At 54.3% G+C, this 16,517-nt stretch carries 13 protein-coding genes; 7 read left to right on the forward strand and 6 right to left on the reverse strand.

Annotated elements, in window-relative coordinates:
• Positions 1-299: 299 nt before the first annotated feature.
• Positions 300-875, reverse strand: coding sequence for a molybdenum cofactor guanylyltransferase MobA (gene mobA, locus LU196_RS18055; protein WP_232761411.1), 576 nt, complete (start codon positions 873-875; stop codon positions 300-302).
• A gap of 55 nt (positions 876-930) precedes the next feature.
• Between mobA and LU196_RS18060 the strand changes: the two genes are divergently transcribed.
• The 4 genes from LU196_RS18060 to polA all read left to right on the forward strand — a co-directional run bounded on the left by LU196_RS18060 (position 931) and on the right by polA (position 6,041).
• A complete protein-coding gene (locus LU196_RS18060) occupies positions 931-1,206 on the forward strand; it encodes a YihD family protein (protein WP_232761410.1) in 276 nt (91 codons plus the stop codon).
• A gap of 45 nt (positions 1,207-1,251) precedes the next feature.
• The gene (locus tag LU196_RS18065) at positions 1,252-2,238 is read left to right on the forward strand and encodes a serine/threonine protein kinase (RefSeq protein ID WP_232761409.1); all 987 of its coding nucleotides are present in this window, start codon (positions 1,252-1,254) and stop codon (positions 2,236-2,238) included.
• A 26-nt stretch (positions 2,239-2,264) separates the two neighbouring features.
• A complete protein-coding gene (gene dsbA / locus LU196_RS18070) occupies positions 2,265-2,894 on the forward strand; it encodes a thiol:disulfide interchange protein DsbA (RefSeq protein ID WP_232761408.1) in 630 nt (209 codons plus the stop codon).
• Between the two features lie 357 nt (positions 2,895-3,251).
• Positions 3,252-6,041 (forward strand): DNA polymerase I, encoded by a 2,790-nt coding sequence (polA, locus tag LU196_RS18075; RefSeq protein WP_232761407.1) that lies wholly within the window; start codon positions 3,252-3,254, stop codon positions 6,039-6,041.
• A 395-nt stretch (positions 6,042-6,436) separates the two neighbouring features.
• Here the strand turns inward: polA and yihA are convergent, their stop codons facing one another.
• Complete coding sequence (yihA, locus tag LU196_RS18080; RefSeq protein ID WP_232761406.1) at positions 6,437-7,072, reverse strand: ribosome biogenesis GTP-binding protein YihA/YsxC; 636 nt, start codon at positions 7,070-7,072, stop codon at positions 6,437-6,439.
• Positions 7,073-7,734: 662 nt separating this feature from the next.
• On the opposite strand from yihA, the gene yihI reads away from it, so the two are divergent.
• Both yihI and hemN read left to right on the forward strand, forming a co-directional pair.
• Positions 7,735-8,262: a Der GTPase-activating protein YihI gene (gene yihI, locus LU196_RS18085; protein ID WP_232761405.1), complete on the forward strand. Its 528-nt coding sequence runs from the start codon at positions 7,735-7,737 to the stop codon at positions 8,260-8,262.
• Between the two features lie 236 nt (positions 8,263-8,498).
• Positions 8,499-9,872 (forward strand): oxygen-independent coproporphyrinogen III oxidase, encoded by a 1,374-nt coding sequence (gene hemN, locus LU196_RS18090; RefSeq protein WP_232761404.1) that lies wholly within the window; start codon positions 8,499-8,501, stop codon positions 9,870-9,872.
• Positions 9,873-9,898: 26 nt separating this feature from the next.
• On the opposite strand, the gene LU196_RS18095 is transcribed toward hemN, so the two are convergent.
• The 4 genes from LU196_RS18095 to glnA form a co-directional block, all read right to left on the reverse strand.
• On the reverse strand, positions 9,899-10,024 hold the full coding sequence (locus LU196_RS18095) for a YshB family small membrane protein (protein WP_232761403.1): 126 nt from the start codon (positions 10,022-10,024) through the stop codon (positions 9,899-9,901).
• A 105-nt stretch (positions 10,025-10,129) separates the two neighbouring features.
• Entirely contained in the window at positions 10,130-11,539 is a 1,410-nt protein-coding gene (gene glnG / locus LU196_RS18100) for a nitrogen regulation protein NR(I) (protein ID WP_232761402.1), read from the reverse strand.
• A gap of 7 nt (positions 11,540-11,546) precedes the next feature.
• A complete protein-coding gene (gene glnL, locus LU196_RS18105) occupies positions 11,547-12,596 on the reverse strand; it encodes a nitrogen regulation protein NR(II) (RefSeq protein WP_232761401.1) in 1,050 nt (349 codons plus the stop codon).
• Between the two features lie 175 nt (positions 12,597-12,771).
• Positions 12,772-14,181, reverse strand: coding sequence for a glutamate--ammonia ligase (gene glnA, locus LU196_RS18110; RefSeq protein WP_232761400.1), 1,410 nt, complete (start codon positions 14,179-14,181; stop codon positions 12,772-12,774).
• 426 nt (positions 14,182-14,607) lie between these two features.
• Here glnA and typA point away from each other — a divergent pair, with 426 nt between their 5' ends.
• Positions 14,608-16,428, forward strand: coding sequence for a ribosome-dependent GTPase TypA (gene typA, locus LU196_RS18115; RefSeq protein ID WP_232761399.1), 1,821 nt, complete (start codon positions 14,608-14,610; stop codon positions 16,426-16,428).
• Positions 16,429-16,517 lie beyond the last annotated feature (89 nt).

Raw genomic sequence — 16,517 nt, forward strand, 5'->3', positions numbered from 1 at the left:
CAAACAGAAGAGCCCTGAACGACCGTTCAGGGCTTTTTTACGTCTGCAGAACATGACGTGCATGCGAAAATCGCCCGCCTGCCCGGCCGATCCGATCGCTGCCGCGCCCGCACAGGCGAATGACTTCGCCCGCTGTGATCTCTGCGACCGCTTAACGCCGTCTTTTCCTTCGCATAATCCTGCCGCTGTGCCTGTAGGAAATCCTCATTTGTTCGTTCCTTCACCGCGACGCACACCGGTTTACCGCCACCTGTCCGCACCCGCCGTAGCGCCAGGCCACCGCGGCGGTCGACTCTCCCTTACTGCTTTTTTTCTTCCTGCGCCAACTCTTCTGGCGTATTGATGTTGCTAAAGGCATCTTCCGTATCAGGGAAAAGCACGGCGTGTCCTGCTTGATGTTGCAAAAACTGGAGTAAACGTCGCTCACCGCGCAGCAGATAGGCTTCGAGCGGCTTGGCCAGGCGCCGATGCAGCAGGCAGAGCACCGGGTGATCGCGCGCTATCGTTTTTACCCATACCGCAGGCGAGTCAGCGCGCTGTTGCCATAATCGTTCCACCATATTTAGAGGAATGAACGGCGTGTCACAGGCGCAAAAGGCCACCCACTCGGTTTTACTGTGTTGTAATCCACTCAGCATACCGGCGAGCGGGCCAGAATAGTCTGTTATCGAATCGGTTATGACCTGACAGCCGCTAACCTGATAGCGATCAATGTTACGATTGGCACTGATCAACACACTGTCTACCTGCGGGCGAAATCGCTGCAGTACATGTTGATAAAGCGGCTGATCCTGAAAATCAATCAGTCCCTTGTCGCGTCCACCCATGCGACGGCCCTGGCCGCCCGCAAGGATAACGCCGGTCAATGTGCGCATGTGCGTCTCCAAACCTTTATGCATACTGGTCCCATGTAAACTGAGGAAATTAACGGTGCAACATCCTCGTCTTAATGAGTTGCTCGCCCTTCTGCACACAGCTTGGCAGCAGGAGCCTGATTCTAATCTATTGGCATTTTTACAGAAACTGGCGCAGGAATGCGGTTTCCGTGGCCCATTAAGTGAATTAAGCGACGATGCGTTGATTTATCATCTTAAAATGCGCGATGCGGATAGCCTGGCAGCGATTCCGGGTTTACAAAAGGACCAGACATCCGACTTTAAAACGGCGCTGCTGCGCGCACGCGGTGTGATAACCGATGACGAGTAATGTTATCCTGCACAGCTATTTGGAACGGAACGACCGGGCGTAACGATGAGTGAAGCTGCATTTAATTTTGAAACGCTTGATCCTGGCCTCATTCTGGATGCGCTCTGGGATGCCGGGCTGCGCGTGGAATCAGGTCTTACCGCGCTCAACAGCTATGAAAACCGTGTTTATCAATTCAGCGATGACGAGAAGCGCCGTTATGTAGCAAAGTTCTATCGGCCGCAACGCTGGCATCACGATCAAATCCTGGAAGAGCACGCCTTTGCCCAAGATCTTGTGGCCGACGAGGTCCCGATCGCTGCGCCTTTGCTGTTACAGAAGCAGACGTTGCATCAATATGGCGGTTTCATGTTTGCGGTCTTTCCCAGCTTGGGTGGCAGACAATATGAGACGGATAACGAAGATCACCTTGAGGCAGTGGGGCGTTTCCTGGGAAGACTGCACCAAACGGGTCGTAAGCGCCTGTTCGCGCATCGTCCTGCATTCACCCTTGATGAGTATGTGATTCAGCCCTATCAGATACTGGATCAGTGCGCGCTGGTGCCGGCATCGCTGAAAACATCACTGTTAAGCGCTGTCGAACGGCTGAGCCGCACGTTACAGCAAGTCTGGCATCATGATTGGCAGCCACTGCGACTACACGGCGACTGCCATCCCGGTAATATTCTTTGGCGAGAAGGGCCACTGTTCGTGGATCTTGATGACGCGCGCACTGGCCCTGCCGTGCAGGATCTCTGGATGCTGATCGCCGGTGAGCGTCAAGAGCAGCGCATTCAGTGGGACATTCTGCTGGAAGCCTATACGGAGTTCAGTGATTTTGACGAACGTGAACTGGCGCTGATTGAGCCTTTACGCGCGATGCGCATGGTTTATTATCTGGCTTGGGTGGCCCGCCGTTGGCAGGATCCCGCTTTTCCGCGCGCCTTTTCATGGATGACGGAGGAGGATTTTTGGCGGCGACAAATTTCTCTGTTTATCGAGCAGGAGAAGCTGTTACACGAACCCCCTTTACAGCTTCACCCGCAATTTTAATGATGTTCTCAGGAGAGTAACGAGTAATGAAGAAGATTATGTTTGCGCTGGTCGGTTTAATGCTGGCATTTGGAGCCTCAGCGGCACAATTCACAGACGGAAAGCAGTACGTTACGTTGCCAAAGCCGGTAAATAATCAACCGCAGATCGTGGAGTTCTTCTCCTTCTTCTGCCCACACTGCTATCAGTTTGAACGTCTTTATCAAGTAAGCGATACGGTGAAAAAAAGCCTGCCTGCCGATACCAAAATCACCAAATACCACGTTGATTTCCTCGGCGGTGATTTCGGTCCCGTGGTCACGCATGCTTGGGCGGTGGCCATGTCCATGGGGGTAGAAGATAAAGTGACTGCGCCTATTTTTGATGGCATTCAGAAAACCCAAACCATTACCGACCCGGCAAGCCTAAAAGAAGCCTTTGTTAAAGCTGCAGGCATCAGCGCCGAAGAGTACGACGCGGCCTGGAACAGTTTCGCTGTAAAAGCGCTGGTTGCGAATCAAGAGAAAGCGGCAAAAGACTTTGATTTACAGGGCGTGCCAGCGATGTTTATCGATGGTAAATACATGATCAATAACGGTGGTTTGGATACCAGCTCCAAAGAGAACTTTGTGGCTGATTATGCGAATACTGTGAACTTCCTGCTTAAGAAAAAGTAATTGCCTTGTCATACCGCCGACGCCCCTGGCGTCGGCGTCCTTATTTTCCCTTCTCATTTTCTTCGCGCCTTCGCTTAATATCCACATGGACGATCGTCTTTTCAAAAGGACGTTATGCATCACAGTAAGTTTTTAAGTTACTGATTAAAAATAACTTAAATTGCTTTTTAAAACGTCTATCCTGTCAATAATCAGACGTTATGATTTTTACGCACAAAGTTATCCACAGCGCGATCCCTGCGATCGCGATCGCGCGATCGTGAAAAGATGCCCGGTCACGGTGCGTACATTCAACATTCTCCGTAGGATGTGGCATCCTTATACCTCTCATTATCGCAACGAAGAAACGACGAACCTATGGCGCAAATTGCAGAAAATCCCCTGATTCTGGTAGATGGATCCTCTTACCTCTACCGTGCATATCACGCCTTTCCGCCGCTGACGAACAGTGGCGGAGAGCCAACGGGCGCCATGTATGGTGTGCTTAACATGCTGAAAAGCCTGTTAGTGCAGTATCAGCCTACTCACGTGGCTGTGGTCTTTGATGCCAAAGGCAAAACGTTCCGCGATGCGCTCTTCGAAAACTACAAATCCCATCGTCCGCCCATGCCAGACGATCTGCGTGCGCAGATCGAGCCGCTGCATGAAATGGTGAAAGCCATGGGGTTACCGCTGCTGGCTGTTTCCGGCGTGGAAGCCGATGATGTCATCGGTACGTTGGCGTTAGAGGCAGAAAAGCAGGGACGTGCCGTGCTGATCAGCACTGGCGATAAAGACATGGCGCAGTTGGTGACGCCAAACATTACGCTGATCAACACCATGAACAATACGGTGCTCGGCCCTGAAGAAGTTGAGGAAAAGTTTGGCGTGCCGCCGTCGCTGATTATTGATTTCCTTGCCATGATGGGTGACAGCTCCGACAACATACCGGGCGTACCGGGCGTTGGAGAAAAAACCGCGCAGGCGCTGCTGCAGGGCTTGGGCAGTATGCAGTCGATTTACGACAACCTCGATAAAGTTGCCGATCTCACGTTCCGTGGGGCGAAATCCATGGCAGCGAAGCTGGAGCAAAATCGCGACGTCGCCTTTCTCTCTTATCAGCTGGCCACGATTAAAACTGACGTGGCATTGGAACTGAGCAGCGAACAGCTTACGGTGAATGAGCCGGACGTGGATGCGCTACAAGCGCTATTTGCCCGCTTTGAATTTAAGCGCTGGATCAGTGACCTGCAGGAGGGCAAATGGCTGCAGGGAAGAAAGAACAATACGCGAGCGCAGAAAGCACTGCCGGAAGAGGTCGCGCCTGCGGTGGCCGAAACCGTCAGCGTGCTGTCATCTGATGGTTACGTCACCATTCTGGACGACGTTACGTTCGAGGCGTGGCTGGAAAAGCTGAAAGCAGCCGACCTCTTCGCCTTTGATTTAGAAACCGACGCGCTGGACACGTTAAGCGCCAACATTGTGGGTATTTCGTTTGCCGTTGCGCCGGGCGAGGCCGCTTATCTGCCGGTGGGGCATGACTATCTGGATGCGCCCGATCAGCTCGATCGCGCTGAGGTGCTCGCGCGTCTTAAGCCGCTGCTGGAAGATGGCAACGCTGCCAAGGTGGGGCAAAACCTTAAGTACGATCGCGGGGTATTAAAAAATTACGATATCGAACTTAACGGCATCAAATACGACACCATGCTGGAGTCGTATTGTCTGAATAGCGTGGGCGGTAAACACGACATGGATAGCCTCGCTGCGCGCTGGCTAAACCATAAAACCGTGACGTTTGAAGAGATTGCCGGTAAAGGCAAAAATCAGCTCACCTTCAACCAGATTGCCCTTGAGCAGGCGGCACATTATGCGGCAGAAGATGCCGATGTGACGCTGCAATTGCATCTGAAAATGTGGGAAAAACTGTCCCAGCAAGCGGGACCTAAGCAGGTGTTCAGCGAAATAGAAATGCCGCTGGTACGCGTGATCTCACGCATAGAGCGCAACGGCGTGTTGATTGATCCGTCCATTCTGGCGAAACATTCGCAGGAGTTGACGTCCCGTCTGGCCGAGCTGGAACAAAAAGCCCATGAACTGGCGGGAGAGCCGTTTAACCTCTCATCCACCAAGCAATTGCAAACCATCCTGTTTGAGAAACAGGGCATCAAACCCACTAAAAAGACGCCGGGCGGGGCGCCCTCGACCAGTGAAGAAGTACTGGCTGAGTTAGCGTTGGACTATCCGTTGCCCAAAGTCATCCTCGAGCACCGTGGCCTGTCGAAGCTGAAATCGACTTATACCGACAAGCTGCCGCTGATGATCAATCCGCACTCCGGACGCGTACATACCTCGTATCATCAAGCGGTGACCGCTACGGGCCGTCTCTCCTCAACCGATCCGAACCTGCAAAATATTCCGGTCAGGAACGAGGAGGGGCGCCGCATTCGTCAGGCGTTTATTGCCGGTCAGGACAAGCGCATTGTGGCAGCGGACTATTCGCAGATTGAGCTGCGTATCATGGCGCACTTGTCGCAAGATAAAGGCTTACTGGATGCGTTTGCGCACGGTGAAGATATCCACCGCGCGACGGCGGCGGAAGTATTTGGCGTGGCATTAAGCAAGGTGTCCGGTGAGCAGCGCCGCAGCGCCAAGGCGATTAACTTTGGTCTGATTTACGGCATGAGCGCTTTTGGCCTGTCACGGCAGCTCAACATTGGTGCCGGTGAGGCGAAGAAGTATATGGATCTTTACTTTGAACGCTATCCGGGTGTGCTGCGCTACATGGAGAAGACGCGCGCCATGGCGGCAGACAAAGGCTATGTGGAGACACTGGACGGCCGTCGCCTGTGGCTGCCTGATATCAACGCCAGCAATGCCATTCGGCGCAAGGCCGCAGAGCGTGCAGCGATCAACGCCCCGATGCAGGGTACTGCCGCAGACATCATCAAGCGCGCCATGATTGCCGTGGACGGTTGGCTACAGGATCAAAATACCGATGAAGTGAAGATGATCATGCAGGTACACGATGAATTGGTGTTCGAGATCCACCGTGATGCCGTTGACCATGCCAGCGAGAAAATCCGTCAGCTCATGGAAGGCAGTATGAAGCTGGATGTGCCGCTGCAGGTTGAAGTGGGCGTTGGCGATAATTGGGATCAGGCGCACTGATAGCCCTGAGCCAGCGGCAAGCTGCGTCGCTGGCTGCATCATAAGAAAAAACGAGGGATTCATTGGTTTAGCGTCAGCGCAACGCCACCGCATGAGTAACTGGCTGGCGTTTAAGCACTTTTTTGCAATTTCACGCCAGATCGTGTGCGAAAGTGTGACGAGGTCGGTAGAAAAAATGGCAAATCGTGAAACCAAAGGACAAAAAAAACTTTTTTGGTCACAAAAATTCAGGTAAAGTTCGCTGCGTAGGGTACAGAGGTAAGATGTTCTATCTTTCAGACCTTTTACTTCACGTAATCGGATTTGGCTGAATATTAGCCGCCCCAGTCAGTCATGACTGGGGCGTTTTTTATTGGGCGCGTTCTGAGAGCGTGCTCGTGACGCCCGCGATGTGCTTACGCCGTCGGGGCATCCTCTTCCAGCGCGGGTTCAAGTTCGCTAAACCAGCTATCCAGCTTCTGGCGCAGTTTATCGACGCCCAACTTTTTCAGCGAAGAGAACATTTCAACCTGCACATCCCCCATGAAAGCCAGAGAGGCTTCACGCACGATGTTCAGCTGCGCTTTGCGCGCGCCCGAGGCCAGCTTGTCGGCTTTAGTCAGCAAGATCAGTACGGGAATCTGACTCTGCACCGCCCACTCAATCATGTTCTGGTCGAGATCTTTCAGCGGATGGCGGATGTCCATCAGCACCACTAATCCCTTCAGCGCACGGCGTTTTTGCAAATATTCAGCCAGGGAACGCTGCCATTTACGCTTCATCTCCTCCGGCACCTCGGCGTAGCCGTAGCCAGGCAAATCAACCAGCCGCTTGCCCTCAACCACTTCAAAGAGGTTGATCAGCTGCGTGCGCCCAGGCGTTTTACTGGTGCGGGCCAGGCTTTTCTGGTTAGTAAGCGTATTCAGCGCGCTAGACTTGCCTGCGTTTGAGCGCCCGGCGAAGGCCACTTCGATACCGCTATCAGACGGTAAATGACGGATATCCGGGGCGCTCAGCATGAAGTGGGTAACGTGATAATTCAAAGCAGACAAAGTAAAGCTCCAGCAAATGTATTCAGGCAATGGCGCTGATTATACCTGTTATGACGCAAAAGTGCTCAATAGCCGCTGAACCGGCTATTTTGTAAGAGATTGCCGCGTGGCAGTAACAGATTTTACCGTTTTATGAAAAAAAGCTCTGATAATAAAATAATATTTTTCAATTATTTATATTATTTCTGGAAATAATGTTCGCAAAGAAGCTGAAAATCACCCTTGTCCAATTTCTCTCGTGGTCTACATTTGTTGTCAGTGCAAGGCCGCACCCATCAGGATGATGTGCTCAGGAGCGTTGGGGATAACCGAGAGCGGGGCAGGAATCGATTCAAACACGAAACGAACAGGGACAGGGAGCATTCGCAGGAGCGAAAAGGCGAAGGAGCAACCGGGACGTTGACAGCCATAACGGACTGATACCGTAATTCCTTCACAAGAAGGTGCGAAATAAGGCGATAGCATAGGCTGTCGCCTTTTTTCTTGGCTGTGTTTCTGCTAGATTTCGCCGGAAAACTATACCTTACGTCTTCAGGGCGAAGTGCGATGCGCCTGAACGCTGTTAGACAGCCGCAGTGCTTGAAAGCAGGGTGTAGCCAACGCGCCTGCACCGTGACAATGCCAGGTATATACTGAGTAAAAAATCGCCGAGACCGGACACCATGAAGCAACCTGCACCCGCCCAGCGCGGCAAACCCGCTGCAAAAGCAAAAGCCAAACGTAAATCACGCGAAGAACTGAACCAGGAAGCGCGCGATCGCAAACGCGAGAAAAAACACAGCGGCCATAAAGCAGGCAGCCGTGCCAACCCCGAAACGCCAGCGGCGGGCAAGCGTCAGGGCCAGTCGAATAGCGATCCGCGCTTGGGCAGTAAAAAGCCCGTGGCGCTGGTGGCCGAGGGCAAAACTCAGCCGGTGAAAAAACCGGTGGTGAAAACCGAGCCTGTGGCGAAAAAAACGCGCCTGACGCCGGAAGAAGAGCTGGCCTCGCTCGAGAACAATCCACGTCTGGATACGCTGCTGGATCGTCTTGAAAATGGCGAAACGCTGAGCGGCGAAGATCAAGCCTGGCTGGATGACACGCTGGACCGCATCGACGAGCTAATGGAAACGCTGGGCATTGCGCTGGACGATGAGAACGAAGATGAGCAGGCAGATGTCGATATGATGCGTCTGCTGAAGGGCAATTAAGGCCAAAAATGATCGGCATGCGGCTCTACGCATGCCGCGCTAAACCGGTATTCACCTATGCTTTGGCCTGGATCAATTTTAGCGCTGTTACTCACATGTTATCTCCTGAGGTTGTTGTTTAAACTACGCCGGTTGTCGCGCCTGAAGTCGCGTTTACACCAGCGTTCGGCCAACCGTCCCCTTTCAGCTTCTGCGACGCGACCTGCTTTTAGACGCCACCAGCGTAAGGAGTGAGCATGCTATCGTTGCAGCCAGAGTGGGATCAGCGCCGTATTGAAAAATACAATGGCGCAGGCCCTCGCTATACTTCCTATCCCACCGCGCTTGAATTCAGCGAAGCAATTGACGAAGCCACTTTCCTGCACGCCGTCGCGCATTCGCCGCAGCGTCCTCTTTCGCTGTATGTGCATATCCCGTTTTGCCACCGGCTTTGCTATTTTTGCGGCTGCAACAAAATCGTCACGCGTCACCCACACAAAGCCGATCGCTATCTTGATGCGCTGGCGCAAGAGATACGTCACCGTGCGCCCCTGTTTGCGGGCCGTGAGGTGGTGCAGCTGCACTGGGGCGGCGGTACGCCAACCTTCCTTAATCCGCAGCAGATAAGTCGGCTGGTAGCGCTGCTGCGCACGCATTTTACCTTTGCTGATGCGCCTGAAATGTCCATTGAAGTGGACCCGCGAGAAATCCCGCTGGAGGTCGTCGATCATCTGCGCGCGGAGGGCTTTAATCGTCTGAGCATTGGCGTGCAGGACTTTACTCCCGAAGTGCAGGCGCGCGTGAATCGCGTGCAGGATGAAGCGGTGCTTTCTGCGCTAATGACGCGGGCGCGAGAGCAGCAATTCCATTCCATCAGTCTGGATCTGATTTATGGTCTGCCGCTGCAAACGCCAGAAAGTTTTGCGCTGACGCTTCACAAGGTTTTGGCGCTGCATCCCGATCGCTTGAGCGTATTTAACTATGCGCACATGCCCGCGCTTTTTGCCGCGCAGCGCAAAATTAAACCCGATGAGCTGCCGAGCGCTGCACAAAAGTTACAGATACTTCAGCACACCATCGCGACGCTGACGCAGGCCGGCTACCAGTTTATTGGCATGGATCACTTTGCCAAACCGGATGATGAACTGGCCGTGGCGCAGCGCGCGGGGCTGCTGCACCGCAATTTTCAGGGCTACACCACGCGCGGCGATAGCGACCTGCTGGGGTTAGGGGTATCCGCCATCAGTATGTTGGGCGACAGCTATCTGCAAAACCAAAAAGATCTGAATACCTACTATCGCAGCGTGGAACAGTGCGGTGATGCGTTGTGGCGCGGCGTGCGCCTGAGCGAAGATGACATGATTCGTCGTGACGTGATCAAGCGGCTGATGTGTCATTTCTCGCTGGATTTTGCCGCTATAGAAGCGCAGTGGCCGGTGAGGTTTGAGCGTTACTTCGCAGAAGATTTGGCGCTGTTGGCACCGCTTGAAGCCGACGGATTACTGGTTATCCGTGACCGGCATATTCGGGTCACAGGCGTGGGCCGACTGCTGATCCGTACCCTTTGCATGTGTTTCGATCGCTATCTGCGCCAGCGCGCGCAGCCGCAGGCCTTTTCGCGCGTGATATAACAAAGGGAGCCGAGGCTCCCTTGGTATTAATTAAACAGACTCGCCGTCAGGGCGCACATCACTGCAGCCACCCAGGTTTGCGGTGAATGCGCCACCGCGCTACCCATTGTTGCTGCTGCGTGCGTGACAAGCTGAATAACTGAATGAAACATGTTCGCTTCTCCCGATTACCGTCCGTATGATACTGAACGGCATCGGCGTGTACAGACGGATCCCACGAAAAATGTGCATCTGCGTCGCGCTTCCACGCCGCTCACTTACTCCATCCCCAGCTCTTTCAGCTTACGCGTCAGCGTATTGCGTCCCCAACCCAGTAAACGCGCCGCCTCTTGCTTGTGGCCTTGAGTATGGCGCAGTGCCGTGGTGAGGAGCGTGCGCTCCATTTCCGGCTGTGCTTCTGACAGCAGGTTCTGATGACCGGAACGCAGCGCGCGGTCCGCCCATTGCGCCAGCAGCGTGGCCCAGCTATCGGGCAGTGACTGAACCGGGCTATCCGGCAGGCTGGATTCAAACAGTTCAGGCGGCAAATCCTGGATTAAGACTTCCTGTCCCGCGGCCATCACCGTCAGCCAGCGGCAGGTATTCTCCAGCTGGCGTACGTTACCGGACCAGTGCAAACGCGTCAGCGCCGTTTCCGTTTCCGGGTGCAGAATTTTTGCTTCAACGCCCAATTCGCGTGCGGCTACCTGCAGGAAGTAACGCGCGAGGCGTGGAATATCCTCACGGCGCTCGCGCAGAGGCGGCAGATGTACCCGAATCACATTAAGGCGGTGGAACAGATCCTCACGGAATTTGCCCTCCTGCACGCGCAGCTCCAGATTTTGGTGCGTTGCGGCAATAATGCGCACGTCCACCTTGACGGGCGCATAGCCTCCCACGCGATAGAATTGGCCATCGGCCAGTACGCGCAGTAAGCGGGTTTGCACGTCTAACGGCATATCACCAATCTCATCCAGGAACAGCGTGCCGCCGTCGGCCTGCTCGAACCGTCCCTGACGAATTTGATTCGCCCCGGTGAAGGCCCCTTTTTCGTGGCCAAACAGCTCGGATTCGATGAGATCTTTCGGGATAGCCGCCATGTTCAGGGCAATAAACGGTGCCTTGGCACGCGGGCTGTGACGATGCAGCGCATGCGCCACCAGCTCTTTACCCGTGCCGGATTCACCGTTAATCAGCACGCTAATGGAAGAGCGAGACAGGCGGCCGATGATGCGGAACACATCCTGCATCGCTGGCGCTTCGCCAATGATATCGGTGGTGGGACCACTGACCGGCTGATTGCGCGGCTGCTGCTGCTCTTGATAATGGCTGATCGCCCGCTCTACCAGCGCTACCGCTTCATCAATATCAAACGGTTTGGGCAGGTAATCAAACGCACCTTGCTGATAGGCGCTTACGGCTGCATCCAGATCGGAATGCGCCGTCATAATGATGACCGGAAGCATGGGATGACGCTGCTTGATCTGCTTCAGCAGGGCCAGACCGTCCATGCCCGGCATGCGAATATCGGACAACAGCACATCGGGGGTTTTGGTGGCTAATGCATCCAGCACCGCGTCACCGCTGTCAAAGGTCGCACAACTCAAACCGGCTCCAGTGAGCGCGCGTTCAAGCACCCAGCGGATGGAGCTATCGTCATCGACGATCCAGACTATCCCTCGTTGCATAGAAACCTCACTGGCGAAGAGGCAGGTAAACCGAAAATTCGGTATGACCCGGCCAACTGTTAAATTCAATTTTTCCTGAGTGCTGATCGATAAGGCTGCGTGCGATAGAAAGACCCAAGCCGGTGCCGCCTTCGCGTCCACTTACCATCGGATAGAACAGCGTGTCTTGCAGCTGCGCCGGAATGCCCGGGCCGTTATCTTCAATATCAATGCGTGCCACCAGCCGATAGCGCGTACCGTGCAGCGTAAGCTGGAAGGCGGTGCGCGTCCGGATGACGATGGTGCCGCCCTCTTCGCCCAGCGCCTGCAGCGCATTGCGGACAATGTTGAGCAGCACCTGTTCAATCTGATCGGGGTCGTGCGGCAACTCGGGCAGGCTGGGATCGTAGTCACGCACCAGCGACACGTTCTCCGGCAGCTCCATTGAGACCAGATTCACCACGCGCTCCGCAACCTGATGAATACTTTGCGTTACATGCATTCCCGGCTGTTGCGGACCCAGCAGCCGGTCCACCAGATTGCGCAAGCGATCGGCCTGCTCAATGATAATGCGGGTGTATTCATGCAGAGACGGATCGGGCAGGGCGCGCGTCAACAGCTGCGCCGCGCCGCGTAATCCGCCCAGCGGGTTCTTTATTTCATGCGCCAGTCCGCGCACCAGGTCGCGGGCGGCCACTTGCTGGGCGTGCTGCAATTGTTCCTGACTGAGGCGACGCTGATTATCCATTGGCGCCATTTCCAGCAGAATTAAGCCATCGGGTAAGCGCTGCGCCGTCAGCGACATAATGTGCGCGCGGCCGTCGACCACAATGGTGACTTCGCTGTCGGTAAAACCCTGGCCTGCGCTGAGACTCTCGTTCATCACCTCAACATTCAGCGAAAAATAGCCGGTGAGTTCCGGTAATGGGGTGCCGAACAATTTGCGTGAGCTTTGCGCCAGTAACTGCTGGGCTGCCGGGTTGGCGTAGTGAATCACTAACGCGTCATCCACCAACAAAATACTGTTGATCAAAGTATTGAGAATCTGCCCTGCGTCGGGCAGCGTGCCAGTTGCCATACAACGTTCCTCTGCACCAAATGCGTGCATTGTAGCCTTTCGCGGCGGTAAACAATCAGTTGAACGATGAATTCGCGGTGAAAAAAACCCATCCGAAGATGGGCTAAAGTTTCCACGGCAACAAAAAAACGTTGGCGGCCTGTGCCAAGCCTGACACAGGCGCAAATGTTACGATTTAAACGCTGTAATACAGTTCGAACTCAACCGGATGTGGCGTCATGCGCACGCGGTCTACGTCGGATTTACGCAGCTCAATATACGCATCGATCGTATCGTCAGTGAAGACGCCACCACGGGTCAGGAACTCGCGGTCTTCGTTCAGTGCGTTCAGTGCTTCTTCCAGCGAGCCAGCCACTTTTGGAATCTCAGCTTCTTCTTCCGGCGGCAGGTCGTAGAGGTTTTTGTCCATCGCGTCGCCAGGGTGGATCTTGTTGATGATGCCATCAAGACCGGCCATCAGCAGCGCGGTAAACGCCAGATATGGGTTAGCCGCTGGATCCGGGAAACGGGCTTCGATACGACGCGCTTTCGGGCTGGCAACCACTGGGATACGGATAGAGGCTGAGCGGTTACGTGCGGAGTAAGCCAGCATAACCGGCGCTTCATAACCCGGAACCAGACGCTTGTAAGAGTTGGTGGTGGGGTTCGCCAGGGCGTTGATGGCTTTAGCGTGCTTGATGATGCCGCCAATGTAGAACAGTGCCGTTTCAGACAGGCCGCCGTACTTATCGCCGGAGAACAGGTTCACGCCGCCTTTAGACAGTGACATATGGCAGTGCATGCCTGAGCCGTTGTCGCCGAACATTGGTTTCGGCATGAAGGTCGCGGTTTTGCCGTACGCGTGCGCCACGTTGTGCACCACGTATTTGTAGATCTGAATCTCATCGGCTTTTTTGGTCATGGTGTTGAAGCGGGTAGCCACTTCGTTCTGACCCGCCGTTGCCACTTCGTGGTGGTGTGCTTCAACCACCAGACCCATCTGCTCCATGGTCAGACACATGGCAGAACGGATGTCCTGTGAGGAGTCAACCGGTGGCACTGGGAAGTAGCCGCCTTTCAGGCCAGGACGGTGACCTTTGTTACCGCCTTCGTAAGCTTTGCCGGTGTTCCAGCATGCTTCGATATCATCAATAGCAACGTGTGAACCGGAAGTAGAAGAACCGAAACGAATGTCATCGAACAGGAAGAACTCGGGTTCTGGTCCAAACAGCACGGTGTCGGCGATGCCGGATGAGCGCAGGAACTCTTCTGCACGTTTCGCAATAGAGCGCGGATCGCGGTCGTAGCCCTGCAGCGTGCCCGGCTCCAGGATGTCGCAGCGGATGATAAGCGTAGGATCTTCAAAGAACGGGTCCATGACCGCGGTCGTTGCGTCCGGCATCAGCACCATGTCTGATTCGTTAATGCCTTTCCAGCCACCGATGGAAGAGCCATCGAACATTTTGCCTTCTTCGAAGAAGTCAGCGTTAACCTGGTGAGCAGGGATCGTAACGTGCTGTTCTTTACCTTTGGTATCGGTAAAACGCAGGTCAACAAACTTAACTTCGTGCTCGTTCATCATCGAGAGAACGTGTTCAGCAGACATACTCAACTCTCCTGGAAATGGTCATTGTTGTCATGGTGAGAGAACTTCTAAGCCTTGAGTGGTCGTCACTCTGACCGAGATCTCGGCAAGCTCTATCAACCGTTGTGCAACTGTCGTTTTCGCTTGTGAAAGATAAAGCGAATTCTGTGCCAACTTTTTTACAGCGGGCTAAATCGCGCTGCGATGCGCCCCTTCGTGGAGAAATGGCTGCACCAGGATGGCGGGATTGCACTAAAACAGTGCTCACCGAGGCGCGCAAAGCACCATTGTGGTGCATTCGCGTGCGCCATTGCGGATTAATGCACCGTAATCGGTACTAAAATCCAGCGCTACAAGAAACTTGCGGTGAAATCTGTGATCGTGTTCAGTCTTCCGCTTAATCCGTGTACAATACCGCGTTATTTCTATAATGCCTGAGGCAAAGCTGTGATCGAAAATTTGCGTAACATCGCCATCATCGCGCACGTTGACCATGGAAAGACCACCCTGGTTGATAAGCTGCTGCAACAATCCGGTACGTTTGATGCACGTACTGAAGCAACCGAGCGCGTAATGGACTCCAACGATTTGGAGAAAGAGCGTGGGATTACCATCCTCGCGAAAAACACCGCCATCAAATGGAATGATTACCGTATCAACATCGTTGATACCCCAGGACACGCCGACTTCGGTGGTGAAGTGGAGCGCGTAATGTCCATGGTGGACTCGGTGCTGCTGGTTGTAGATGCGATGGATGGCCCTATGCCGCAAACCCGCTTCGTAACCAAAAAAGCCTTTGCGCATGGTTTGAAGCCGATTGTAGTGATCAACAAAGTTGACCGTCCTGGCGCGCGTCCTGACTGGGTTGTGGATCAGGTCTTTGACCTGTTCGTTAACCTCGACGCGACCGACGAGCAGCTGGACTTCCCTATCATTTATGCCTCTGCGCTGAATGGTATTGCGGGTCTGGACCACAACGACATGGCCGACGACATGACGCCGCTGTATCAGGCGATTGTTGATCGCGTATCACCGCCGCAGGTTGAAGCCGACGCGCCGCTGCAGATGCAGATTTCGCAGCTGGACTACAACAACTACCTGGGCGTAATCGGTATCGGTCGCATCAAGCGCGGTAAGATCAAGCCGAACCAGCAGGTTACCGTGGTGGACAGCGAAGGCAAAACGCGCAACGCCAAAGTCGGTAAAGTGCTGACCCACCTGGGTCTGGAGCGTATCGACAGCGACATGGCGGAAGCGGGCGACATCATCGCCGTGACCGGCCTGGGCGAGCTGAACATCTCTGATACCATTTGCGATCCGCAGAACGTGCAGGCGCTGCCCGCACTGAGCGTGGATGAGCCAACGGTAACCATGTTCTTCAACGTCAACACCTCACCGTTCTGTGGTAAAGAAGGCAAGTTCGTGACCTCACGTCAGATTCTTGACCGCCTGAACAAAGAGCTGGTGCATAACGTGGCACTGCGCGTTGAAGAAACCGAAGATGCTGATGCATTCCGCGTTTCAGGTCGTGGTGAACTGCACTTGTCCGTTCTGATCGAGAACATGCGTCGTGAAGGTTTCGAGCTGGCGGTATCCCGTCCAAAAGTTATCTTCCGCGAGCACGAAGGCCGCAAACAGGAGCCGTTCGAAAACGTGACTCTGGACATCGAAGAGACCCACCAGGGTTCGGTGATGCAGGCCATGGGTGAGCGTAAAGGCGACCTGAAAAACATGGATCCAGATGGCAAAGGCCGCGTACGTCTCGACTACGTGATCCCAAGCCGTGGTTTGATCGGCTTCCGTAACGAATTCATGACCATGACTTCGGGTACCGGTCTGCTGTACTCCACGTTCAGCCACTACGACGATGTGCGTCCAGGCGAAGTGGGCCAGCGTCAGAACGGCGTGCTGATCTCTAACGGTCAGGGTAAAGCGGTGGCATTCGCACTGTTTGGCCTGCAGGATCGCGGTAAACTGTTCCTGGGTCACGGTGCGGAAGTGTATGAAGGCCAGATCATCGGTATTCACAGCCGCTCAAACGACCTGACGGTTAACTGCCTGACCGGTAAAAAACTGACCAACATGCGTGCGTCAGGTACCGACGAAGCCACAACCCTGGTTCCACCGCAGAAGATGACGCTGGAACAGGCTATCGAGTTCATCGATGATGACGAACTGGTAGAAGTAACGCCGCTGTCTGTGCGTATTCGCAAACGTCACCTGACCGAGAATGACCGCAAGCGCGCGTCACGCGGCAGCAAAGAGTAAGCGAAACAATCTGATAGAAAGCCCCGCACTGCGGGGCTTTTTTTTATCGATCGTCTTGCCTTAACCGTTGATGATGGTGCGGGACGCGC

It is taken from the genome of Pantoea sp. Mb-10 (assembly GCF_021272205.1).
Classification (GTDB): Bacteria; Pseudomonadota; Gammaproteobacteria; order Enterobacterales; family Enterobacteriaceae; genus Pantoea.

Excerpts from the sequence above, each read along its gene's own strand:
- glnL (WP_232761401.1), bottom strand. The coding sequence starts at position 12,596 with ATGGCAACTGGCACGCTGCCCGACGCAGGGCAGATTCTCAATACTTTG.
- polA (WP_232761407.1), top strand. The coding sequence starts at position 3,252 with ATGGCGCAAATTGCAGAAAATCCCCTGATTCTGGTAGATGGATCCTCT.
- hemN (WP_232761404.1), top strand. The coding sequence starts at position 8,499 with ATGCTATCGTTGCAGCCAGAGTGGGATCAGCGCCGTATTGAAAAATAC.
- dsbA (WP_232761408.1), top strand. The coding sequence starts at position 2,265 with ATGAAGAAGATTATGTTTGCGCTGGTCGGTTTAATGCTGGCATTTGGA.
- glnG (WP_232761402.1), bottom strand. The coding sequence starts at position 11,539 with ATGCAACGAGGGATAGTCTGGATCGTCGATGACGATAGCTCCATCCGC.
- mobA (WP_232761411.1), bottom strand. The coding sequence starts at position 875 with ATGCGCACATTGACCGGCGTTATCCTTGCGGGCGGCCAGGGCCGTCGC.
- LU196_RS18065 (WP_232761409.1), top strand. The coding sequence starts at position 1,252 with ATGAGTGAAGCTGCATTTAATTTTGAAACGCTTGATCCTGGCCTCATT.
- yihI (WP_232761405.1), top strand. The coding sequence starts at position 7,735 with ATGAAGCAACCTGCACCCGCCCAGCGCGGCAAACCCGCTGCAAAAGCA.
- LU196_RS18095 (WP_232761403.1), bottom strand. The coding sequence starts at position 10,024 with ATGTTTCATTCAGTTATTCAGCTTGTCACGCACGCAGCAGCAACAATG.
- glnA (WP_232761400.1), bottom strand. The coding sequence starts at position 14,181 with ATGTCTGCTGAACACGTTCTCTCGATGATGAACGAGCACGAAGTTAAG.